At 50.6% G+C, this 21708-nt stretch carries 16 protein-coding genes; 7 read left to right on the forward strand and 9 right to left on the reverse strand.

What is annotated here, in order from left to right; all coding sequences use genetic code 11:
* Positions 1-11 precede the first annotated feature (11 nt).
* Positions 12-1901: an AarF/ABC1/UbiB kinase family protein gene (locus tag PMIT1303_RS09890; RefSeq protein ID WP_231901439.1), complete on the reverse strand. Its 1890-nt coding sequence runs from the start codon at positions 1899-1901 to the stop codon at positions 12-14.
* A 58-nt stretch (positions 1902-1959) separates the two neighbouring features.
* Between PMIT1303_RS09890 and recN the strand changes: the two genes are divergently transcribed.
* From recN to PMIT1303_RS09910, 4 genes are all read left to right on the forward strand, one after another.
* On the forward strand, positions 1960-3642 hold the full coding sequence (gene recN, locus PMIT1303_RS09895) for a DNA repair protein RecN (RefSeq protein WP_063398573.1): 1683 nt from the start codon (positions 1960-1962) through the stop codon (positions 3640-3642).
* A 45-nt stretch (positions 3643-3687) separates the two neighbouring features.
* Entirely contained in the window at positions 3688-6648 is a 2961-nt protein-coding gene (uvrA, locus tag PMIT1303_RS09900) for an excinuclease ABC subunit UvrA (RefSeq protein WP_063398574.1), read from the forward strand.
* The gene (locus PMIT1303_RS09905; protein WP_063398575.1) at positions 6648-8165 is read left to right on the forward strand and encodes an alpha/beta fold hydrolase; all 1518 of its coding nucleotides are present in this window, start codon (positions 6648-6650) and stop codon (positions 8163-8165) included. Before uvrA ends, PMIT1303_RS09905 begins: the two co-directional genes overlap by 1 nt.
* A gap of 258 nt (positions 8166-8423) precedes the next feature.
* Positions 8424-10556, forward strand: coding sequence for an HAD family hydrolase (locus PMIT1303_RS09910; RefSeq protein WP_063398576.1), 2133 nt, complete (start codon positions 8424-8426; stop codon positions 10554-10556).
* On the opposite strand, the gene purT is transcribed toward PMIT1303_RS09910, so the two are convergent.
* From purT to PMIT1303_RS09925, 3 genes are all read right to left on the reverse strand, one after another.
* A complete protein-coding gene (gene purT / locus PMIT1303_RS09915; RefSeq protein ID WP_063398577.1) occupies positions 10553-11731 on the reverse strand; it encodes a formate-dependent phosphoribosylglycinamide formyltransferase in 1179 nt (392 codons plus the stop codon). The two genes, PMIT1303_RS09910 and purT, sit on opposite strands and share 4 nt — an antisense overlap.
* Before the next feature lie 80 nt (positions 11732-11811).
* Positions 11812-12060, reverse strand: a complete 249-nt coding sequence (locus tag PMIT1303_RS09920) for a hypothetical protein (protein ID WP_063398578.1) — start codon at positions 12058-12060, stop codon at positions 11812-11814.
* A gap of 278 nt (positions 12061-12338) precedes the next feature.
* Positions 12339-12944: a hypothetical protein gene (locus tag PMIT1303_RS09925; RefSeq protein WP_369818722.1), complete on the reverse strand. Its 606-nt coding sequence runs from the start codon at positions 12942-12944 to the stop codon at positions 12339-12341.
* A gap of 539 nt (positions 12945-13483) precedes the next feature.
* On the opposite strand from PMIT1303_RS09925, the gene PMIT1303_RS09930 reads away from it, so the two are divergent.
* The 3 genes from PMIT1303_RS09930 to PMIT1303_RS09940 are packed head-to-tail and all read left to right on the forward strand — an operon-like array spanning position 13484 to position 17405.
* Positions 13484-14398 carry a MoxR family ATPase gene (locus tag PMIT1303_RS09930; protein WP_063398579.1) on the forward strand — a complete coding sequence of 305 codons (915 nt, stop codon included), beginning with the start codon at positions 13484-13486 and terminating at the stop codon, positions 14396-14398.
* Positions 14395-15327 carry a hypothetical protein gene (locus tag PMIT1303_RS09935; protein ID WP_063398580.1) on the forward strand — a complete coding sequence of 311 codons (933 nt, stop codon included), beginning with the start codon at positions 14395-14397 and terminating at the stop codon, positions 15325-15327. The genes PMIT1303_RS09930 and PMIT1303_RS09935 overlap by 4 nt, the downstream gene beginning before the upstream one ends.
* On the forward strand, positions 15324-17405 hold the full coding sequence (locus PMIT1303_RS09940; protein WP_063398581.1) for a DUF3488 and transglutaminase-like domain-containing protein: 2082 nt from the start codon (positions 15324-15326) through the stop codon (positions 17403-17405). Before PMIT1303_RS09935 ends, PMIT1303_RS09940 begins: the two co-directional genes overlap by 4 nt.
* A 183-nt stretch (positions 17406-17588) precedes the next feature.
* On the opposite strand, the gene PMIT1303_RS09945 is transcribed toward PMIT1303_RS09940, so the two are convergent.
* The 5 genes from PMIT1303_RS09945 to PMIT1303_RS09965 form a co-directional block, all read right to left on the reverse strand.
* Entirely contained in the window at positions 17589-18338 is a 750-nt protein-coding gene (locus PMIT1303_RS09945; RefSeq protein ID WP_156486998.1) for a hypothetical protein, read from the reverse strand.
* A gap of 195 nt (positions 18339-18533) precedes the next feature.
* On the reverse strand, positions 18534-19016 hold the full coding sequence (locus tag PMIT1303_RS09950) for a zf-TFIIB domain-containing protein (protein ID WP_063398583.1): 483 nt from the start codon (positions 19014-19016) through the stop codon (positions 18534-18536).
* Positions 19017-19504: 488 nt separating this feature from the next.
* On the reverse strand, positions 19505-20119 hold the full coding sequence (locus PMIT1303_RS09955) for a hypothetical protein (RefSeq protein ID WP_369818723.1): 615 nt from the start codon (positions 20117-20119) through the stop codon (positions 19505-19507).
* A gap of 105 nt (positions 20120-20224) precedes the next feature.
* Complete coding sequence (mraY, locus tag PMIT1303_RS09960; RefSeq protein ID WP_063398585.1) at positions 20225-21346, reverse strand: phospho-N-acetylmuramoyl-pentapeptide-transferase; 1122 nt, start codon at positions 21344-21346, stop codon at positions 20225-20227.
* 61 nt (positions 21347-21407) lie between these two features.
* Entirely contained in the window at positions 21408-21683 is a 276-nt protein-coding gene (locus PMIT1303_RS09965) for a DUF3134 domain-containing protein (RefSeq protein ID WP_041374996.1), read from the reverse strand.
* Positions 21684-21708 lie beyond the last annotated feature (25 nt).

A 21708-nucleotide genomic window follows, 5' to 3' on the forward strand; every position in this document is an offset into this window, starting at 1 on the left:
AGTCACAGAATTTAGGGTGAAACTCCTGCTGCTACCTTGACAAGACGGACAACACCACGTTCGGCGAGACCCTGCGCAACTTTTATACCCATTTTGTGGGTATCAGGTTCGCGGATCAGTCTTGGTAGGCGGCTGAGGACTAGTTCAGGAGTGAAGCCTGGCAGGTTTTGCAAGATAACGATCAGTTGCCGAATTGGTTCTAAATCAAGCAGTGAGCCATCGTCAGAATTTTCAGACTCCGAACCAATGGCTATAAGTGGAGGTTGCAAGGATCGCGGTAGGTTACGACCTAGACGTTGAAATGTTTGCCAGCCAAAGGCGTCAAGGCGGTTGATTATTGCTTCAACAAGTTGTTCTCTCAAGAGACCACCGTTGATTGAGAACAGGAAATCGATGACCTGATCAATTAAGCTGTCTAAGTCGAGCTGGGCTTGGCTTGCAGCACTTGCTACAAGGTTTTCTAGTCGAGTCCAGCGGAAGATTTCTCCGTCAAATAGCATTTCTTTGAGGCTTTGGCGTAATTGAGGGTCGGGATCTTCCATGAGTCGCCGAGCGAAGTAAGGATAAGCGGCACCAAGAATTTTGAATTCTGAATCTACGCTTAATGCGATACCTTCAAGGGTTATCAGTGAACGAATAATTAATGCGTAGTATGGAGGTACCTTGAAAGGGAACTTGTACATTACGCCAGAGAGGTCATCAGTTACGCTTTTGAAATCAAGGCGACTTACACCCATCTCTAGAGCTTGGCTGAAGACACTTTCAAACGCAGGTACAATTGGTTCTAGATTGACATCTTCTGCTAGAAAACCGAGTTTTACAAAGTCTCGTGAAAGGTTGTTGAAATTACGGTTTACCAGATGTACTACTGCTTCAATTAAGCCTGTACGTGATTCTCGGCTCACCTCACTCATCATTCCGAAATCGAGGTAGCAGAGCCGCCCATCGGCCATAGCTAGAAGGTTGCCAGGATGTGGATCAGCGTGGAAAAACCCGTGTTCCAACAACTGTTGCAAGCTGCAGTTAACTCCGACTTCAACCATATTATTGGGATCGATTCCTAGCTCTCTCACTGCCTTTAGATTAGTGAGTTTTACTCCATCAATCCATTCCATTGTAAGTACTCTACGGCTAGTAGCTTGTCGATAGATTATTGGTACAGCGATGCGTTGATTATGGCTGTGAAGCGTGCGGAAACGCTCTGCATTGGCAGCTTCATTAAGGTAATCCATCTCTTCAAATACTCTTCGGCCTAGCTCATCAATCAGCGCCACAAGATCACTACGTATCAACCTCACATTGCTTTTGAGCCATGCGGCAATGTTCCGTACGATGTAGAGATCAAGGGTGATTTGTTCACGAAGTCCTGGTCGTTGTACCTTCACGGCCACCTGTTGACCTCCTTTGAGTACGCCTCGGTGGACCTGTCCTAGAGAGGCGGCAGAGATGGGTTCTTTGTCGAGTTGTTCGTAGATCTCTTCGATTGGTGTTTCAAGATCTTCTTCTATGCAGGCCATAGCCATGACACTGTCGAAGCCTGGCAATTGGTCTTGTAGTTGTGAAAGTTCTTCCAGTAGAACTGGTGGTACTAGGTCTGGTCGACTGGAAAGAGCTTGTCCAGCCTTAATGAAAGCAGGGCCAAGCTCTACTAAGAGTTCCGCGAATTCTCGTGCTCGTTCCCGAGCACGATTTGCATCGTTCAGTAAGCCAAAAACTTTGTCCCCTGCTAAGCCAATCAGGAAGAGACCAATTGGTAGAAGTGTTTGCCAGAGTCGGCGCAAAAGGCGCTGTGGATGGCCGGCATAAATTCTGGTAATTGCAGCAGGGTCGTATTCAAGTAGGCCTGCCGCCTCGATGAAATCCCCGAGTTCTGTTTCCATCCTGAGTGGGGTCTTGATCATTCACCCCTTCTAAACGAACCTTGCTGCCGCTACGGTCGGAATCATCACAGGGCTGGACGTGCTCACCGGTCTGCTGCTGCAGAACATAGCTCTGATCGAGAGTCTTGAACTGGAGTTCAGCTCCGGCTTTACGGTGCTCACCGGCGAGACCGGCGCAGGCAAGTCGATTCTTCTCGATGCCCTCGATGCGGTGCTGGGTGGAGCGCAGGGGGCCAGCGGCGTTCGTTTGCTACGCGCTGGTTCTGATCGAGCCAGGATCGAAGCTGCGTTTCAACTCAGCCCTGCGCTTGAACAGTGGTTGATCGGGGCGGAGTTTGACCCTGAAGAGGAGCTCTTGATCAGTCGTGAATGGAAACGGCAGGAGGGTGATCGCTTTTCTAGTCGCTGCCGGCTGAACGGCAGTACGGTGAATCGTCAGCAGTTGCTTGAGCTCAGACCGCTGCTGATTGATCTCACTGTTCAGGGCCAGATCCAGCTGTTGTCGCGTGCGGGGCAGCAACGGTTATGGCTGGACCGTCTCGGTGGTTCTTCGCTGGCAGAGGTCAAGGCACAGGTGGCTGATGCCTGGACGGACTGGCGCGTTGCTGCAGATGCCCTGATCGCTCTCGAGCAGGAACAGCAGCGTTTCGAACAGGAGCGGGCTGAACAGGAGCAGCAGTTGGAGCAGCTTCAAGCTGCTGATCTCGAGGATCCAGACGAGCAGCAGCGGCTGGAGCATGAACAGGATCGCCTGGTTCATGGCGTGAGGCTTCTCGAGGGTCTGGCCTTGTTGTTTGGGCGTCTCCGCGATGGTGCGGATCAGGGGCCCTCTCTGCAGGATCACTTCTCGGCGTCCATCCAGGAGCTTCAGGCCATGGCCCAGCTGGATGGTTCCCTGGAGCCGCTGCGGGATCAGGCTCTGGATCTCGGGGCCGGTGTTGACGCTTTGCTGCGATCCCTCGATCAATACGGTCTGGCGCTCGAGAGCGATCCAGATCATCTGGAGCGGATCCAAGACCGCCTGTCGGTACTAAAACGCCTGCAGCGCCGCTATGGCCTTGATCTGGCCGGTTTGATTCTGCGTCGCGATGACCTGCTTCACCGTCTGGGTGCTGAAGGATTCGCGGCTGATCTCGCCCGCCTGCATCAGGACGAGAACGACCGACGCCAGAGCCGTGATCAAGCCAATGCGGCGTTGCATCGCGAGCGTTCCAATGCAGCGGAGGCTCTGGAGGCGTCGTTGCTTGAGCTGTTGCCCCCAATGGGCCTGGCCAACATGCGTTTCAAGGTGGATCTCACCCCCTGTGATCCCGCTGACCATGGTGCGGATGCTGTGCAATTCCTGTTTTCCGCCAATCCTGGCCAACCGATGGCACCGTTGACGGAGGTGGCGTCCGGTGGTGAGATGTCCCGTTTTCTGCTGGCGCTTAAGACCACCCTTGCCGCAGTGGATGGGTCCAGCACGCTGTTGTTTGACGAGATTGATGCCGGCGTCAGTGGACGCGTTAGTGGAGCGATGGCGGATCTTCTTCAGACCCTGGCGCGTCAACGCCAGGTGTTTTGCGTCACCCACCAACCGCTCGTGGCGGCCGTGGCCGATCACCATTTCCGGGTAAGTAAGCATGTGGAGGACGGCGTGACTCACTCGCGAGTGTCCCGACTGCGGGACACTCAGGAACGCCGCCAGGAGCTAGCTGACCTCGCTGGTGGTAATCAGGCTGATGCCTATGCAGCGAGCCTGCTGGACCAGCGCACAGCTTGAAGGCTTCGGTTCTGCCTAAGCTCTTGAGCTTTCCAACGGGTCCTGATGGCGCGAGCTGCTGCCAAGATCGCTGACTCAGCTGGCCGGCTGGCGACTCAGGACGACGTGATTCGCGTGAGGGGTGCCCGGCAGCACAACCTCAAGAACGTCGACGTCACCATCCCCCGCAACAAGCTGGTGGTGTTCACCGGAGTCAGTGGCAGCGGCAAGAGTTCGCTGGCCTTCGACACGATCTTTGCGGAGGGACAACGCCGCTATGTCGAAAGTCTGTCGGCCTATGCCAGGCAGTTCTTGGGGCAGGTGGACAAGCCCGATGTCGATGCGATCGAGGGTCTCTCGCCGGCGATCTCGATCGACCAGAAATCCACCAGTCACAACCCGCGGTCGACGGTGGGCACCGTCACGGAGATTCAGGATTACCTTCGTTTGTTGTTCGGTCGCGCTGGCGAACCCCACTGCCCCAAATGTGGCCGCTCGATTAAGCCGCAGAGCATCGACGAGATGGTCGATCAGATCCTTCTTTTGCCGGAGGGGACCCGCTATCAGTTGTTGGCGCCGGTGGTGCGCGGCAAGAAGGGCACCCACACCAAGCTGATCAGTGGCCTGGCAGCAGAGGGTTTCGCCCGGGTTCGCATCAACGGTGAGGTGCGCGAGCTGGCCGACAACATTGAGCTGGACAAGAACCACAGCCACAACATCGAAGTGGTGGTCGATCGTCTTGTTGCCCGTGAGGGGATCCAGGAACGGCTGACCGATTCCCTCCGCACGGCTCTCAAACGCGGCGATGGTTTGGCGTTGGTGGAGGTGGTGCCCAAGAAGGGTGAGGAACTTCCCGACGGCGTTGAGCGGGAGCGTCTCTATTCCGAGAACTTCGCCTGCCCGGTGCACGGCGCTGTGATGGAGGAACTGTCGCCACGGCTGTTTTCCTTCAACAGTCCCTATGGCGCCTGTGAGGCTTGCCATGGCATTGGCCATCTGCGCAAATTCACCGTGGACCGGGTGATTCCGGATCCATCCCAGCCGGTGTACGCCGCTGTTGCTCCCTGGGCGGAAAAAGACAACAGCTATTACTTCTCTCTGCTCTATTCAGTGGGTGAAGCCTTTGGCTTTGAGATCAAGACCCCATGGAATGAGCTCACGGACGAACAGTTGGATGTGTTGCTCAATGGAAGCCGCGAACCGATTCTGATTCAGGCCGATAGCCGGTATCGCAAGGGCAAAGGGGGGTACACCCGCCCGTTTGAGGGCATTCTTCCAATCCTTGAGCGGCAGCTCCGTGATGCCAGCGGAGAAGCCCAGCGCCAGAAGTTGGAGAAGTACCTCGAGCTGGTTCCTTGTGAAGCCTGTGGCGGTCAGCGGCTCCGACCCGAAGCCCTGGCGGTGAAGGTGGGTCCTTATCGGATTACTGAACTCACTTCTATCAGCGTGGCGCTGACTCTTGAACGCATCGAAAAGCTGATGGGCGTTGGAGCAGCTAATGGATCTGAGCCTTTGCTCAATTCACGTCAGATCCAGATCGGTGATTTGGTCTTGCGTGAGATTCATATGCGTCTTCGCTTTCTTCTTGATGTTGGGCTCGAATATCTCAGTTTGGATCGACCCGCGATGACCTTATCTGGCGGTGAGGCTCAGAGGATTCGTTTGGCGACTCAGATCGGTGCTGGTCTTACGGGTGTGCTTTATGTGCTTGATGAACCAAGCATTGGTTTGCATCAGCGGGACAATGATCGTCTGTTAGCCACGCTCAGACGTTTAAGGGATCTGGGTAACACTTTATTGGTGGTAGAACATGATGAGGACACCATTCGTGCCGCTGACCATCTTGTAGATATTGGTCCAGGGGCAGGGGTGCATGGGGGTCATATTGTTGTTGAAGGATCTTTGGATCATCTGTTGATGGCTGAAGAATCTTTGACAGGTGCATATCTCAGTGGCCGCCGCTCTATTCCTACACCTAGAGAGAGGAGAGAAGGAAGCAGTCGCAGGCTTCGTTTGATTGATTGTGATCGCAATAATCTTAAAAATCTCACCGTAGATTTTCCTTTAGGGCGCCTTGTTGCGGTCACAGGAGTCAGTGGTAGTGGTAAGAGCACTTTGGTGAATGAGTTACTTCATCCTGCCTTAGATCACAGTTTGGGTTTGAAGGTGCCTTTCCCTCAAGGCTTGGGCGAGTTGCGAGGTGTCAATGCGATCGACAAGGTGATCGTGATTGACCAGTCTCCAATCGGCCGTACACCGCGCTCTAATCCAGCCACCTACACCGGTGCGTTTGATCCGATTCGTCAGGTATTTGCTGCTTCCGTTGAGGCAAAGGCTCGTGGTTATCAGGTTGGTCAGTTTAGTTTCAATGTGAAAGGTGGTCGCTGTGAGGCTTGTCGTGGTCAAGGGGTGAATGTGATTGAAATGAACTTTTTGCCAGATGTTTATGTTCAGTGCGATGTCTGCAAAGGTGCTCGATTTAATCGGGAGACCTTACAGGTCACTTACAAGGGCCACACCATTGCAGATGTTTTGCAGATGACGGTTGAGCAGGCTGCAGAGGTTTTTTCTGCTATTCCCCAGGCGGCTGATCGATTGCGCACGTTGGTTGATGTGGGACTGGGATATGTGAAGTTAGGTCAGCCTGCGCCCACGCTTTCAGGTGGTGAAGCTCAACGTGTGAAGCTTGCTACCGAGCTCTCAAAGCGCGCTACTGGTAAAACCCTTTATTTGATTGATGAACCAACCACTGGCCTCAGTTTTTACGACGTTCATAAGTTGATGGATGTTATGCAGCGTCTTGTTGATAAAGGCAATTCAATTATCGTGATAGAACACAACTTGGATGTAATTCGTTGTTCTGATTGGATTATTGATCTTGGCCCTGAAGGAGGAGATTGTGGTGGCGATCTTCTGGTCACGGGGACTCCAGAACAGGTTGCATCCCATCCCACTAGCCATACGGGGCATTATCTCAAGAAGGTGTTAGCGAAGCATCCTCCTGAGACTGTGTCTGTTGCAGCTTGATGATGTTTTTTCGTTCCCGTCTTTGGCTGTTTGCAATCAGTTTTGGAGCGGGGCTTGGACTTTTTCCAAGCGCTGCTCCTGCACTTGAACGCTTGGTGTTTGATTTGCCTGTACTGGAAAGTCAGATATATTTTGAGCTTGGCGCTGCTCAGAGCGCAGGCGATCTAATTGATGCCAATCCCGATTTTGTGGAGTTGGATCGGGCTACGGATGGTGCTTTTGTGCGACTTCTCAATCAGGTCTTTAACGCTCCCCTGCCAGCGCAGATTGAGAAGGTGATTGAGAAGTCTGTCGGGCAGCCTCTTTTGGAGCAGGCTCTGATCGTAGTAACCAAGTTGGTTCAAGTTGAGGGGTTGCCCCAAGACACCAGTGGAAGGATGTTGCTTGAGGCGCTTTCGCGTGCTTCCAAGAGTGGTCAGCCAACTGTGCTTGGTTTGTTGCGACAAATCCCTGGTCAAGCTGCATCCATCAATTTGTCGAAATTGGCCAGCTATGTCTCACGGCTTCAACGTAATCAGCTAGCAGCAAATCTGCTTGTGGAGAAAGAGGCTCCTGTTCAGATTAAAACTGGATTACGCATGCCGCTTACCGGGTTGTGGTTAAGTCAGCAAGTTGATTTTCAGGCTTCCCATCGCTCGAAACCGATACGGGTGGTGGTGATACAACCGAAGTCTCGTGCAAATGGTCGCTTGGTGGTCATTTCACATGGGCTTTGGGAGTCTCCGAGAGATCTTCAGGGTTGGGCTGAATATCTTTCTGCTAACGGTTATACGGTGTTGCTCCCGGAGCATCAGGGCAGTGATGCTGATCAGCAGAAGGCGATGTTGGCGGGTGATCAACCTCCGCCGGGACCTCAAGAGTTGCGTCTTCGTGCGATGGATGTGACTGCGATGCTCTCTGCTGTGGAGTCAGGTGGTTTGTTGTCAAGACTTTCCCTCAATACAGATGAGGTCGCTGTTGTTGGTCATTCATGGGGGGCGACTACGGCGATTCAATTGGCTGGGGCACGCTCAACGGATGTGAAGCTCGCTGCTCGTTGTCATAACCAGGATGACCCTGAGCGCAATATCAGCTGGATACTGCAGTGCAGTTGGCTTTCCAAAATGAATGAGTCTTCTGTTGAAGACTCACGGGTCAAGGCAGTTGTGGCGGTGAGTCCGCCGTTACGTCTTCTATTTGATCCAAGTAGAACTTCAGTTTTGACAGCCAAGGTTTTGTTGGTTAGTGGCACTCGTGATTGGGTCGTGCCTCCGGTGCCTGAGGCTCTGGTGCCCATGCGTGATAGTGGTGCTTTGGAGTTTGGCCATCGCTTGGTGCTTGCCCAAGATGGTGGTCACTTCAACTTGATGGCACCTGCAAATCAGCTTCAGCCGGCCACTTTGGCGCCCCTCATTCTTGCTTGGATTAATGAACAGCTTGCAAATCCTGGTGTTGCCACCTTTAGTGGCGGCGGTTGGGGTGATGCTGTGCATCCTTTAGTGGATGTGACTGATGCGGCTCTGAACCTGTATCGCTGAGGCTTTTTGGCCTGGCTTGTTGCGAGCAAGAGGCTTCATTATTCTGTCTTTGAGGTTTGTATTTCTCAACGATTCGTTCTAGGATTTTTCTTTTTAAAAGAGAAAACACATAGAGGGAATATATTGTTGTCGTTTCTAGTGAGCTGGGAGGTTTGGTTCTCATCCTTTCTTTAGGCTTATGAGGATGGAAGTTCCTTGATTATTTCTTGATGGCCATCCGCATCTGGATGGTTTCGTTGATCGCCTTGGAGGCATCAGATGGGTTTGAGATTGCTTCATCTGCATCTTCATGGACTGTTTCGATCTCACGACTTGGAATTGGGTCGCGATGCTGATACAGGAGGCCAGGCTCTTTATGTGCTCGAGCTTGTCAGGGGCCTGGCAGCGCGTTCGGAAATTGAGCAGGTTGAGGTGGTTACCCGCTTAATTCATGATCGTCGTGTTTCTACTGACTATGCCAATCCCATTGAGGATATTGCTCCTGGGGCCAAGATCATCAGGCTGCCTTTTGGACCAAGACGATATTTGCGCAAGGAGTTGTTTTGGCCCTATTTGGATGATTTAGCGGATCAGACCGTTAGCCATCTCCAGCAGCAAGAACATCTTCCTGATTGGATTCATGCTCATTACGCCGATGCAGGCTATGTGGGAGCCCTTGTGAGTCGCAGGCTGGGTGTTCCCTTGGTGTTTACAGGTCATTCCTTGGGCAGGGAAAAGTTGCGGCGTCTGTTGGGAGTTGGTGGAGACCATGAACAGATCGAGCAAACATATGCCATTGGTCAACGCATTGATGCTGAAGAGTTCACTCTTGCTCATTGCAGTTTGGTGATTACGAGTACTCGCCAGGAAATTGATCATCAATACGCTCGCTATGGGCGTTTTGTTCCGGAGCAAGCGGAGGTGGTGCCTCCCGGCGTTGATTCCATTCGCTTCCATCCACTCCAATCTTCTAGTGAAACGGATGTTGTTGATGGATTGCTCGCGCCCTTTTTGAGGAAACCTTCTTTACCTCCTCTTTTGGCCATTTCCAGAGCTGTGCGTCGTAAGAATATTCCTTTTTTGGTGGAGGCTTACGGCCGCTCGCCTGTGTTGCGTCAACGGCATAATCTTGTGCTTGTACTCGGCTGTCGGGATGATCCTCGTCAGTTGGAGAAGCAACAGCGGGAGGTGTTCCAGCAGGTTTTTGATCTCGTGGATCGTTACGACCTCTATGGCCGGGTGGCTTATCCCAAACAGCACCGTCGTGATCAGATCCCAGCGATTTACCGATGGGCAGCCTTGAATCGTGGTTTGTTTGTGAATCCAGCGCTTACCGAGCCCTTTGGGCTCACTTTGCTTGAAGCGGCGGCCTGTGGTTTGCCGATGGTGGCGACTGATGACGGTGGTCCACGCGACATCCTTGCTCGTTGTGACAACGGCTTGTTGGTTGACGTTACTGATCTGGAGGCACTTCAGGATGTAATGGAGCAGGCTGGTTCAGACGCAGATCAGTGGCGTCTTTGGAGTGATAACGGGATTGAGGCGGTCAGTCGGCATTTCAGTTGGGATGCTCATGTTTGCCATTACTTGGCATTGATGAAGCAACGTCTTGAATTGTCTCAGCCACGAATCTGGGCCACAGATAAAGAGTGTCTGGGCAGTCCACTGGGGCAGAGTTTGTTGTTGCTTGATCTTGATAGTTCTCTCGAAGAACCCGAGGCAGAGGGTTTGGCTTCGCTGCGGGAGGGATTGGAATCCATTGGCTCTGGCGATGCGCATGGTCTGGGAGTATTGACGGGTCGTTCTGTGCAGGCTGCAAAAAAGCGTTATGCAGAGCTGAATCTTCCTTCTCCTCGGGTTTGGATTAGTCGCGCGGGTACTGAAATCCATTACGGATTGGAGGATCAGTCGGATCGCTTTTGGCAGGCCCATATCGACGTTGATTGGCGGCGACAGGCAGTGGTGTCTGCTTTAGCTGATCTCAAGGACCATTTGACGCTTCAGGACGATCAGGAGCAGGGTCCTCACAAGGTGAGTTATCTATTGAAAGAGCATGGTGAGGCGATTTTGCCACTCGTCCGTCAGCGTTTAAGGCAAAGGAGTCAGGCGGCACGTCCTCATTTGCGTTGTCATTGGTTTTTGGATGTGGTGCCTTTGCGAGCTTCCCGAAGCGAAGCCATTCGCTATCTCTCTCTTCGTTGGGGATTACCTCTTGAGCAGATTTTGGTTGTTGCCAGTCAACAAGGTGATGCTGAATTGGTAAGGGGATTGACTGCTTCAGTAGTCCTTGCAGAGCATGATCCTTGTCTGGAGGGTTTGCGACATCAGCAACGAGTGTTTTTTGCTAACAACCCGCATTTGTTTGGACTTTTAGATGGCTTAAATCACTATCGATTTTTCTTAAAGTCTTAACTGACACCCTTACCCTTTATTACCTGGATGGATGCGGCGGCTCGATCAGCTTTAGAGCGAACTGCCTCCATAGACTTGCCTTTGGCTAAAGCAACCCCCATGCGACGCCCTGGTCGAGCATTGGGTTTGCCGAACAGCAATATCTGGGTGTCAATTTCTGAGAGGGCTTTCTCCACTCCTTTGTAGGAAATGGATGAGAGATTGTCTTTTGCCAGGATTACCCTGCTTGCTGCTGCATCTGCAGTTTGAATAGTAGGAATAGGTAAGTTCAGCACTGCGCGCAGGTGTAGTTCGAATTCACTAAGGTTTTGGCTGATAAGGGTGACAAGTCCGGTGTCATGTGGTCTTGGTGATAGTTCCGAGAAAATCACTTCATTGCCACAAAGAAAGAACTCCACCCCGAACAATCCCACACCACCAAGATTTTTGGTAATAGTCAGAGCCATTGATTGGGCTTGCTTGAGTTGTTCAGTAGAGAGTTCTGCTGGTTGCCAGCTGCATTGATAATCTCCTCCAATTTGTTCATGGCCGATTGGTTCGCAGAAGAGGGTGGAGCCATCCTCTTGGCGAATTGTGAGCAAGGTAATTTCGAGATCAAAGTGAAGGAACTCTTCCACGATGACTCGCGTTGAGTTACCCCGGGACCCTGCCATAGCGGCTTGCCAGGCTTGCCGTAGGCCTTCAGGATTGCTAACCACACTTTGGCCTTTGCCGGAGGAGCTCATGACTGGTTTGACCACCACTGGCCAGCCCAGGGGCTCAGCTGCATGTTTGAGTTCTTCGGCACTGCCGGCATAAGCAAATTTTGGGGTCAGTAGAGCCAATTCAGCGCTGGCGAGATCTCTGATTCGATCGCGATTCATCGTTACGGCTGTGGCTCGGGCCGTAGGGATCACTGTGATTCCTTCGTTTTCAAGCTCTGCTAGTGCATTGACTGCCAATGCTTCGATCTCTGGAATGACTACATCCGGTTGGTGATGCCTGATGATGGCTGTGAGGGCTTCTGAATTGTTCATGTCCAGAACCTCTGCTTGGTCTGCTACTTGCATGGCCGGGGCCCCGGAGTATCGATCACAGGCGATGACATGGCAGCCCAACCGTTGAGCGGCGATTGTTATTTCTTTGCCGAGTTCTCCGCTGCCAAGTAACAGCAAGGTTTTTGGTAAGACAGTCATCATGAAGGTGTTAATGATGAGTTGATCTTCGCGCTCGGCTGGTTAGGGGAATTGCCTTAAAAGTGGTATTTGAGATCCCTTTACACTTTGAGATCAGGGATCAGCGTGAGCTGTCGAAAGGCTGGTTCTTCGCTGATGAACCCCCAGGCTTCGAATACATTGGGATCAGGATGAGTGATGCGTTGTTGTTGCATGTTTTGTTCCAGCCGAAAGCCTTCTCGGGCCATGCGGCGCATCAGACTTGCAGCCTCTTCGAAACGGGAAGCCATGGCTTCAAGGCTTGCGCAGTCGCTTGTGAGACCAGCCTCTTTCCAGGTGAAGTAACTCATTTCTTTAATACACAAGATTGATGGTGATGACGACTGGGTGTTTGACGCTTCGAGGTTCCGCAGACCACATTTGCTATTGGGTTGGTATGGATTTTTCTCGTTGGCAGTTTTTCTGTGTTAACAGTTCAATCATTATCGGCGGACAAACCTGCCCGACCGAGAGAGGTTGTTCTCAATAAGTACGACACAATTGAGAATCTCTGGCCTTTGCCCCCATTGGCTTTGTTTGCACGAGCAAAACGCTCACTTTGCTTGATAAGACTTGGAGTTTAGTGATTTCAGGGTGATGCACCATGAGGTGCCTTCGTGGGTGTGTGCTTGACAAGCCTCAGAGGAAGCAAGGCCAATGTGTACACCAGGAAGGGGATGTAGAACTTTGGGTCTTCACGTGTGTGTTCAACGTAGGTGAGCAGAAAGACGGTCCAAAGCCAGTGGCTGCCAATCAAATGAAGTCTCTTCCAATTTTTCATGCCCATCCATTGCTGGGCTCGATCAGTGGAAGTTAAGGCCATCAGGAAAACAAAAACATAACCAAGACCACCGAAAATCCACTGGCCCATTGATTGATCTTCGAGAAAAGGTTCTGGGAAGTTCAAAGAGATCAACACAATCAGGCTGAGGTGAATGAAGTGTGAAGCTGCAAAGCTCAGTCCGATGTAGCGCCTGTTGTGAAGAGTCCAGGTCGTAAAAGGTGTTTTCCAGAGGGAATAGACACTCGATGCGGTAAAGGCAATGGAGAAGAGAAATAGAGAGCTTCTACCGGTGTAATCAATGCCTGCTTTGATCGTTTCGGCACTCCAGCCGCTCAAAACGAAAAAGATGGTAAGCATCAAAAGGATCATGCCAGTGGCCCAAGAAGTGATGCTCCAGCCCTGTAGTTTCATGACCTTCATTTCGGTATTGATATTCTGGAACTGATACGAGTTGCTTGCAAGAAGTGAGTTTAAAAGTGCATCCATCTTTCATAGAGAGGGAGGTATTTTACCAAATGTCTACCCTCTTGAAGAGCCTGTAAGCTTTTCTATGCTCGATCAATTGATTGGTAATGATGCATCTCATCAGTCATGTGATGTAAGTATTGGCGTAGTTAGGTAGTAAGGAAAATAAAAAATCATATAATTCGCTTATGCCTGAGCTTATTTTCTTGGTAGCTTTTGAAGTTTTGACAGTCTTGGCTGTTAGCTATTTTGAGTGTTGCCTAAAAGGGCAGCCAGTATTAGGAGCCTAAGGCTTAAAATTCATAAAATAAGTTATCAAACAAAAGTCTTGCCTTAGGAGCCTTCGCAGTGATCGATACCACAAATAAGTCAACTAATCAGCGAGCATATTTTTAATCACGTGAACTACGTATCGTGCACTTCCCTGGCCTTTTACCAGCGCAGTAATACGCGCTTAGGCTTGATAGGGAATTGTCGTGTCCTGCATGTCCGCAGCACTCCCCCAGCTGCTAGATCAGGTGTTGCATCAGATCAATGGCGTTGTTTTAGGCAAACCCCAGCAGGTGCGTCTTGCCGTTTCCTGTCTACTAGCACGCGGACATCTATTAATTGAAGATCTTCCTGGCATGGGCAAAACCACCTTGGCGGAAGCCTTGGCTCGCAGTTTTGGCCTGACCTTCAACAGGGTTCATTTCACAAATGATCTTCTACCTGCTGATCTCATCGGCGTATCGATTTACGAAAAAAAAACCGAAACCTTTCAGTTTCATCAGGGGCCGTTGTTTTGCAATGTGCTGCTTGCCGATGAGATCAACCGCGCCAGCCCACGCACTCAGAGTGCCCTCTTGGAAGCCATGTCTTCCAACGTAGTCAGCGTTGATGGCATCAGCCATCCACTACCTCAGCCATTTTTTGTGATTGCAACTCAAAACGGTTTGGATCAAACCGGCACATCGCCACTACCTGAATCACAACTCGACCGCTTTCTGATGCGGCTTTCAATTGGTTTTCCCGATCGAGATGCCGAGCGCAATTTGCTTTTAGGCCATGCCAATCCAGTGGATCAGTTGGAGAACGGCATCGATTGCCGTGGCTTGATCGAAGCCCAGCAGCAATGCAGTGATTTAACAGTGCAAAGCTCACTTGTGGACTATGTACTCGATCTATTAGCAACCAGCAGATACCAAAACAGTCCTGCCGCGCTCTCACCAAGAGCTGGCCAAGGCCTCATCGCCGCCGCCAGGGGCTGGGCACTACTAGAGCAGCGCAAATACGTCACCCCAGCCGATGTGATTTCCGTGTTTACAGCTATTGCTGAACACCGATTGGATGCTGGTCAACCAAGAGGCCCAGACAGCCTTAGCGAACATTTACTCAAACAGGTGGACGCCATTCGATGATCCAGGGTCTTCGCAAGCGGCTGAAGCAGCGTCTTACCCGTGAAGGAACGCAGCTAACCCTCAGCATGCGCAAGCTCTACATCCTGCCTTCAGCTTTTGGCGGACTCTGGCTGCTTGGTATCGCAGTGCTCTACCTGATTGGCATCAACAGCAACAGCAATGGGCCATTACTTCTGGCCTTCCTCTGCTCCGGCCTGTTCCTGTTAAGCATGTTCCTCACTCAGTTCAACCTGCAAGGACTTGAGCTCTCCATTGCCGCAGTTGATGCTGGCTTTGCAGGCGAACTGGTGCCTTATCCCATCTGTCTTCAAAGCCGCCATGAGAGGTATGGACTGCGGCTTGTATTCAGCCATCAACCCTTAATGGTGCAACCATTGGTGCCAATAGGTATCTCCTTGGCACAACCATGTTGGCAACCAAGCCGGCGAGGCCTCCAAACGCCTGGTCGACTCAAGATTTTCTCAAGGGCACCACTAGGCCTTTTCGTCTGCTGGAGCTACTGGTTGCCACCCCAACAACAACTTATCTATCCCAAGGCTGTTTCAGGTCCGGTCATCGAACAGTGGCGACCATGGCAGCAAGAACATCAAACCACGAGCCATACAAACCATGCCAACGGCACAGACGACTTCCAGGACCTCAGCCCCCATCGACCGGAAGAAGGTCTCCAACGGGTTGCATGGAAACAACTTGCAGGAGGGCGTGGCTGGCTGACAAAACGCTTCAGCGCCGCAGCCGCAAGTCAACGCGTACTCAAGCTAGATCCGCAGTTGCCCTTCGAGACAGCTCTTGAGCACTTGACGGATCGAGTCATGAAGCTCTGTCAAAGCGATCAGCCCTTTGCCATGGAACTACCAGGGTGCAACCTGCCCCATGGCCGTGGTCGGCAACATCTCGACGCTGCATTGCAAGCCCTGGCTTTGGCATGAGCAATATCCGCCTTGCCATTTATTTGCAAAGCGGATCATTGGCGACGTTATGGCTCCAATTGCTGAGCATGCGTGAAGCCCAACCGATGGTGCTGATCAGCTTGCCGTTACTCATTTTTCTGAAATTGTGGTCCCCCCCTCTACTTCAACGTCCGGGCTGGCTTCCCAATGGTTTGCTGTTTGGCTTGGGAATGGCCTGGCTAACCCAGATTTCGCTCGGTGCGATGAGCGGTTTGCTGATCAGCTGCGCCAACCTGTTTTGGCTATTAAGCGGTCTCAAGCTGCTGGAAGCTCTCCAGCCAGCGGCGATTCGTCGCACTGGTCTGCTGCTGTTACTAGCCATTGGGATGGCTGGTGTTTTCGCCCAAGGGTTGGGATCCAGTCTGATGCAAGGGATCTCAGCTTTTCTGGCAGTGGGGTCTCTACTGGGCCTGGAGCTTGGTGCCGCAAAAGGCCGCGGACTTCTACAAAGTCTGCTGCTTTTGGTGAGCGTCAGCCTGCCGCTGATGGTGGCCTTGTTTTTGCTTGCACCGCGAATTGGGCCCCTATGGCAATTGCAAACTGCTCATCAGACAGGCCTTAGCGATCAACTGGTTCCAGGCTCAATTGCCTCCCTGGTTCAAAACAATTCCACAGCTATGCGCCTGCAGTTCAAAGGCATGGCTCCTCCTCCTCCTGCTCAGCGGTATTGGCGAGTGATGGCGCTGAACGAGTTCGATGGTCGCCGCTGGTCGATCTCCAAGGCAGAACCGAGCCTGGCCTCACCGACACCGCCAACTTCGGAGGCCTTACTACCGCAACAACTGGTGCTGCTAGAAGCCAACAACCTGCATTGGTTGCCATGGAATGGCCGTGGTCTACCCATGCCGTCTGAGATTCGTCGCAGCAACAACGGCGGTCTTTGGCAACCAATGCCAGTGCAAAGCCGCATTGTTTACAGCCTGGTAGCGGCGGGCCCTGATGCGAAAGAGCCCTGGCGCAAACTGCCTTCCAGACCGACTGACAAGTATCTTCCCAACAACAGCAACCCACGTTTAAAAGCTCTAGGCAATCAATGGAGTCAATTGCCCGAACCCGAACAACGTCTGGAGAGAGCCAAGCGCTGGTTTCTCGCTCAAGGCTTCCGCTACACACTCAAGCCTGGTCTTCTTCCCTATCGAGATGCCCTTGATACCTTTCTCTTTGAAAACAAGAAAGGATTCTGCGAGCATTTTGCTGCTGGTTTTACTGCCTTAATGCGGGCCGCAGATGTCCCCGCCAGGGTTGTGATTGGCTACCAGGGCGGAGAATGGATACAAGATTTTGGCAATGAAAACGGTCACCTGAAGGTGACCCAGGCTGATGCTCATGCCTGGAGTGAAGTCTGGCTACCAGGGCGGGGCTGGATCCGCGTAGATCCCACAGGATGGGTCGTACCAAGTCGCCTTGAGCAAAACCTTTTTAACAGTCTTGCTGCTGCAGGCAGCAATGCCGATCAACGACTGCTATTTAATGCCCCCGGCTGGATGCGTTGGCTACAAGGGCAATGGCAAACCCTTGATTTGAACTGGAACTTATGGGTGATGCAATTTGACCAAGCCAAACAGGAAGAATTGCTACGCAAACTTTTTGGTGCCCATGCCAGCCGCTGGCAAGGAACACTACTGCTGGTAAGCGTGGCCATTTTGCTGGCAGTCGCTCTTGTGGTGCTGGGCTGGCTACAACCACAAAACAAAAACAAGCTCCGCAAAGAACTAGACGACTGCTTATTCAGGCTGGGGATCACACCCCAAGCGGGAGAACCACTTGAGTCATGCCTGGCTAACAAAGGACTTTCAAGCGAATTCAAACAAAAGCTTGTGCAGCTCGTGATGGCCTATCAGGAACAGCGGTTCGCCGAGAACCACAGCATTCCTCAACGTCAGTTGATCATTCAGCTGCGCACGCTCAGGCGTCTGAACAAGACAAACTTCATTTTTCAATTCAGAATGCGTGCCAAATCATTAATAAAATCTGCTGAAGTCAAACTACAAGTCTTAAACCAACAGCTGTCTAACATAAAAGTCATCTATCAAGATCGCAAGAGTGAAAGGAAATGATCACGACATCACCACTGACTATTGTCATGACATATTCATGGTTTACTTGCTGAAGAGTAAGTAAATAGTTAGGGGTGATAAATTAGGCGATTCTTATAGTTTTGTTGAGTGAGAAAGAGGGATAAATATTTTACCAGAGTTGGTTTCTGGTCGTAAGATTAGATATCAGCTAAATTTTTTTTATCAGTTGCAGTAATGATCAAGAAGCTTACGTGCTTTTCCAGGCTCTCTGCTATGGGAATAGGCTTCGCGCTCTATTTGCAAATTGTCTTTGAAATTTATTGCGTATAAAGGGTGAGCAACCTTTTCATCTATTGATACGGAATATTTGAGTGGCAGTCCAAGGGGGCGCGGTTTATTATTAATGGAACCTGACGCACAACTTTGGGCCACATGTATTGCTTCGTGGCTTAGCGCTTCATGAAAATCTAGCGTTCCATTGTCAACTAATACTTGTCGAAGTATTATTCGATTGCTTGACGGATTCCATGTTCCTACTGCTTGAACAGAATGTGTTTCCCCGATAAAAATGGGTATCCCAAGTGACCTCAACTTTTTTATAAGTTGAGCAATAGCAGTTTTTTCCGCCTGAAATTTGGAGGGGTTCTTGATTCTTTGCTTTAACTCCTCCAACGTAAGGGTTCCTTCATGAAGTCTTTTTTGATATGTATAGCGCTTTGAGCCATCTGCAATTGTTATAACCTTTGGCCTCCATCTTTTATCTGCAGAAACCAGACGGTTGATCAATGCCGAAACATTGGTGATCTCCTTTAAGTCATGAACATGATTGGAACCAGGACTTCTTCTCTTGCTATGAACATTTTTTCGCCTTGCTGACTCATCTGTTTTTCTTGTCGGAAAGTTTGCCGCTTCTTTATTGCAAGAGGAGACAAGCAACGATAAAAAGGTTGCCACAAAAATAAAGCTCTTCATGAATTATTTAAACAAGCTTTCTCCATGGCTTAGCTAGCATCATTAGTTTTGAGAAGTTCTCGATCAGAGCACTCTGCAAAGAATAGAGTTTATTGACCAGGTCATTAACGTGCTGATGGAAAGGCCAAGGCTGGCTTGAAAGCATAATAATCATATTAGCGCTGGTGTCATGTCTGACAAGCTTTATGACGTAGTTTAATGGATGAATTTCAAAATATTGCCCATTCTTATTTGTTTGTTTTTATTAGTGTAGAGCTGCTCACTCTCCTTACCTATCTCACGCTGGAATAGTTCATTGTATAGGTTTTCTGTGGCGATTTTCTTGTCTTCTTCAGAGGCATATAGGCCCCTTGCTTTATTTAATTCTCCACCATCTAGCCAGATTCCACCACAGTTCGCACATTCATCGACCACCACCTTTCTCTTGATGCTGAAGTAATGTCGCATGAGCTTAATATCAACACATTTGGGGCAATTCCTTCTTGTTTCTAAATCTAACTTGACATTTGAATCCATTTCAATGTCAAGAAGTTGGCCAGCTTCTTCGTGTGTCTCGTCGAATTTATTTAACTCATAATTATCAAACCATATTCCACCGCAGCCTCCTTGGCATACATCAAGCTCTGTTCCGCAAATGATAATATGTGTGGTTTGTTTCTCACATGCCGGGCATTGCATAGTGACTCTACTCCCTTTATTTATATAAAACTATAGCGGACTTAAGCCTTGCGAACAGAATGTTGCTCAAAGCGCTTGACAATGCTGCTGTCCCTATCACAGTAAGAGAAGTTGGCATGGGCTAGTGCATCGATAGCAACCGCATAGTTGTTTCTATGCAAATGACTATTGAAAGTCACACTAAAATTTTGCTGGTAAATATCTTGCCAATTTTTGAATTCAGCATGAGCATTTTCGATAAAATCAGCCAGTAAATGCTAACTGTAATTGTCGCTAAAGCTTTGAAAGCCAAGACCTGAATATTGTTGTTTGTCTAGGCTGTGTGACTCTGCGCTAGCATTTTTTACAAATACATTACAATTGCCTTTGTTTTGCATTGATTTTGTGGGAGCAAAAAGATGGCTTAAAGTCGTCTTTAAAGTGGCTTTAGAATCCTGGCATCCGCCATTTAAATATTTTGATGAATGGTATCTTGATAAGACTTGGATTTAGTGAGTTAAGGATGCTGCACCATGAGGTGCCTTCGTGGGTGTGTGCTTGACAAGCCTCAGAGGAAGCAAGGCCAATGTGTACACCAGGAAGGGGATGTAGAACTTTGGGTCTTCACGTGTGTGTTCAACGTAGGTGAGCAGAAAGACGGTCCAAAGCCAGTGGCTGCCAATCAAATGAAGTCTCTTCCAATTTTTCATGCCCATCCATTGCTGGGCTCGATCAGTGGAAGTTAAGGCCATCAGGAAAACAAAAACATAACCAAGACCACCGAAAATCCACTGGCCCATTGATTGATCTTCGAGAAAAGGTTCTGGGAAGTTCAAAGAGATCAACACAATCAGGCTGAGGTGAATGAAGTGTGAAGCTGCAAAGCTCAGTCCGATGTAGCGCCTGTTGTGAAGAGTCCAGGTCGTAAAAGGTGTTTTCCAGAGGGAATAGACACTCGATGCGGTAAAGGCAATGGAGAAGAGAAATAGAGAGCTTCTACCGGTGTAATCAATGCCTGCTTTGATCGTTTCGGCACTCCAGCCGCTCAAAACGAAAAAGATGGTAAGCATCAGAAGGATCATGCCAGTGGCCCAAGAAGTGATGCTCCAGCCCTGTAGTTTCATGACCTTCATTTCGGTATTGATATTCTGGAACTGATACGAGTTGCTTGCAAGAAGTGAGTTTAAAAGTGCATCTTTATTTCTTATAGAAGTAACTCATGCGAGCACTTATGCAGTGGGGCGTAATAGCAGACCCAGCAGCACTAAGCCGCCAGTGATCGACCAAAATCTTCGCACCACCATTTGCTCGTCGGCACCCCCCAGTTCGAAGTGGTGGTGAAGCGGGGCCATGCGGAACACGCGTCGTCCAACGCCGTTAGGCCCTTTTGTGGCTTTGAACACCCACACCTGAATAATCACAGAGAGGGATTCAGCCAAGAAAACACCACCCATGAGCAATAGCGGCCAGAGGCTGTTGGAGAGGATTGCGACTCCACTCAAGGCGGCCCCCATTGCTAGAGAGCCTGTGTCGCCCATGAACACCTGGGCTGGGTTGCGGTTGTGCATCAGAAAACCGAGCCAGGCCCCTGCCATTGCCATGCAGAAGCCTGCTAGTACAGGATCGCCATCATTGCCTCTGAGCATCAGTTGAATTGCTAGTCCAGTGAAGACAAGTGCCCCGCAACCACTGGCTAGCCCATCGAGTCCGTCGGTGAGATTGGTGGCGTTGCTTTCCGCTAGGAACACGAACAGTGCTAGTGGCCAGATCATGAATCCCATCTGGATGGACATGCCAAGGGGCAGGGCGATGCTGGAGTCGATCCAGTTTTGCCAGCCCGCCCAAGTGAGAAAGATCAGGCCGGCTGCGGCTTGAAGTAGAAGTTTTCCTCGAGGGGTAAGACCAGTGTTGGTTCCCCGCGTGAGACTGCACCAGTCGTCGAAGCCACCGATCACCATGTAAGCCAGGGTGATGCATGCCAGAGCTAGTAGTTGCTCGCTGCTTTCGTCAGTAACACTGACGAAACTTCCGATGATGACCCCAGCAGGAACGACTAGCAGCCCACCCATGGTTGGGGTGCCAGATTTGCGCTGATGAGTCTGTGGTCCGTCTTCTCGAATCACTTGCCCCATTTTTAGGGCCCTTAACTTTGGGATGCCCCAGCTTGCGATCAGCACTGAAATCAGTGTTGAAATCATCAACGGCAAGCTGAGCAGACTGTTGGCTATGAAGCGGTCTGATGTGAAGCTTGCAGCAAAGATAACGATCCCGAGCAAGCTTGCGGACGTTGTCCCATTAGTCCACCACCTTTGTGTATCCGTATCAGCCAATGGCTTCGGAGAGTTGCTCACGTCAGGGCTTGATTGGCGGTGCGTAATGAAGTGAGCAGGCTTCTTCGGTTTGAGAAAATGGCTATTCTTCCCAGTTTTCTTCTGTTTGTTCGTCGTCGGCTTTGTAATCTTCTTTCTCTCCCATCAAGGCCGAAAGCTCCTCTTCCTCTACTGTGCTGACCTCTGGTGAGGTGGATTCTTCATCGGCGACTAGCCTCCCACTTGCTTCGAGCCAACTCAGCAGATCTGGTTCTTCGCGTAGGGGCAAAACTGGGGCAGGTTCTGTTCTTCTATAGCGCGTAAGAGCAGGGTTGATGCCGTCGAGTGCGCTCAGGTTGATCGTATCGAGGGCGCTCATTTGTGAGGACATAGACCAATCAGCC

The sequence above is a fragment of the Prochlorococcus sp. MIT 1303 genome, assembly GCF_001631965.1.
In the GTDB taxonomy this organism is placed as follows: domain Bacteria; phylum Cyanobacteriota; class Cyanobacteriia; order PCC-6307; family Cyanobiaceae; genus Prochlorococcus; species Prochlorococcus marinus_D.

Excerpts from the sequence above, each read along its gene's own strand:
- PMIT1303_RS09890 (WP_231901439.1), bottom strand. The coding sequence starts at position 1,901 with ATGATCAAGACCCCACTCAGGATGGAAACAGAACTCGGGGATTTCATC.
- purT (WP_063398577.1), bottom strand. The coding sequence starts at position 11,731 with ATGACTGTCTTACCAAAAACCTTGCTGTTACTTGGCAGCGGAGAACTC.
- PMIT1303_RS09940 (WP_063398581.1), top strand. The coding sequence starts at position 15,324 with ATGAGCAATATCCGCCTTGCCATTTATTTGCAAAGCGGATCATTGGCG.
- PMIT1303_RS09935 (WP_063398580.1), top strand. The coding sequence starts at position 14,395 with ATGATCCAGGGTCTTCGCAAGCGGCTGAAGCAGCGTCTTACCCGTGAA.
- PMIT1303_RS09930 (WP_063398579.1), top strand. The coding sequence starts at position 13,484 with ATGTCCGCAGCACTCCCCCAGCTGCTAGATCAGGTGTTGCATCAGATC.
- PMIT1303_RS09955 (WP_369818723.1), bottom strand. The coding sequence starts at position 20,119 with ATGAAACTACAGGGCTGGAGCATCACTTCTTGGGCCACTGGCATGATC.
- uvrA (WP_063398574.1), top strand. The coding sequence starts at position 3,688 with ATGGCGCGAGCTGCTGCCAAGATCGCTGACTCAGCTGGCCGGCTGGCG.
- PMIT1303_RS09920 (WP_063398578.1), bottom strand. The coding sequence starts at position 12,060 with ATGAGTTACTTCACCTGGAAAGAGGCTGGTCTCACAAGCGACTGCGCA.
- PMIT1303_RS09950 (WP_063398583.1), bottom strand. The coding sequence starts at position 19,016 with ATGCAATGCCCGGCATGTGAGAAACAAACCACACATATTATCATTTGC.
- PMIT1303_RS09905 (WP_063398575.1), top strand. The coding sequence starts at position 6,648 with ATGATGTTTTTTCGTTCCCGTCTTTGGCTGTTTGCAATCAGTTTTGGA.
- PMIT1303_RS09965 (WP_041374996.1), bottom strand. The coding sequence starts at position 21,683 with ATGAGCGCCCTCGATACGATCAACCTGAGCGCACTCGACGGCATCAAC.
- PMIT1303_RS09910 (WP_063398576.1), top strand. The coding sequence starts at position 8,424 with ATGGGTTTGAGATTGCTTCATCTGCATCTTCATGGACTGTTTCGATCT.
- PMIT1303_RS09945 (WP_156486998.1), bottom strand. The coding sequence starts at position 18,338 with ATGAAGAGCTTTATTTTTGTGGCAACCTTTTTATCGTTGCTTGTCTCC.
- PMIT1303_RS09925 (WP_369818722.1), bottom strand. The coding sequence starts at position 12,944 with ATGAAACTACAGGGCTGGAGCATCACTTCTTGGGCCACTGGCATGATC.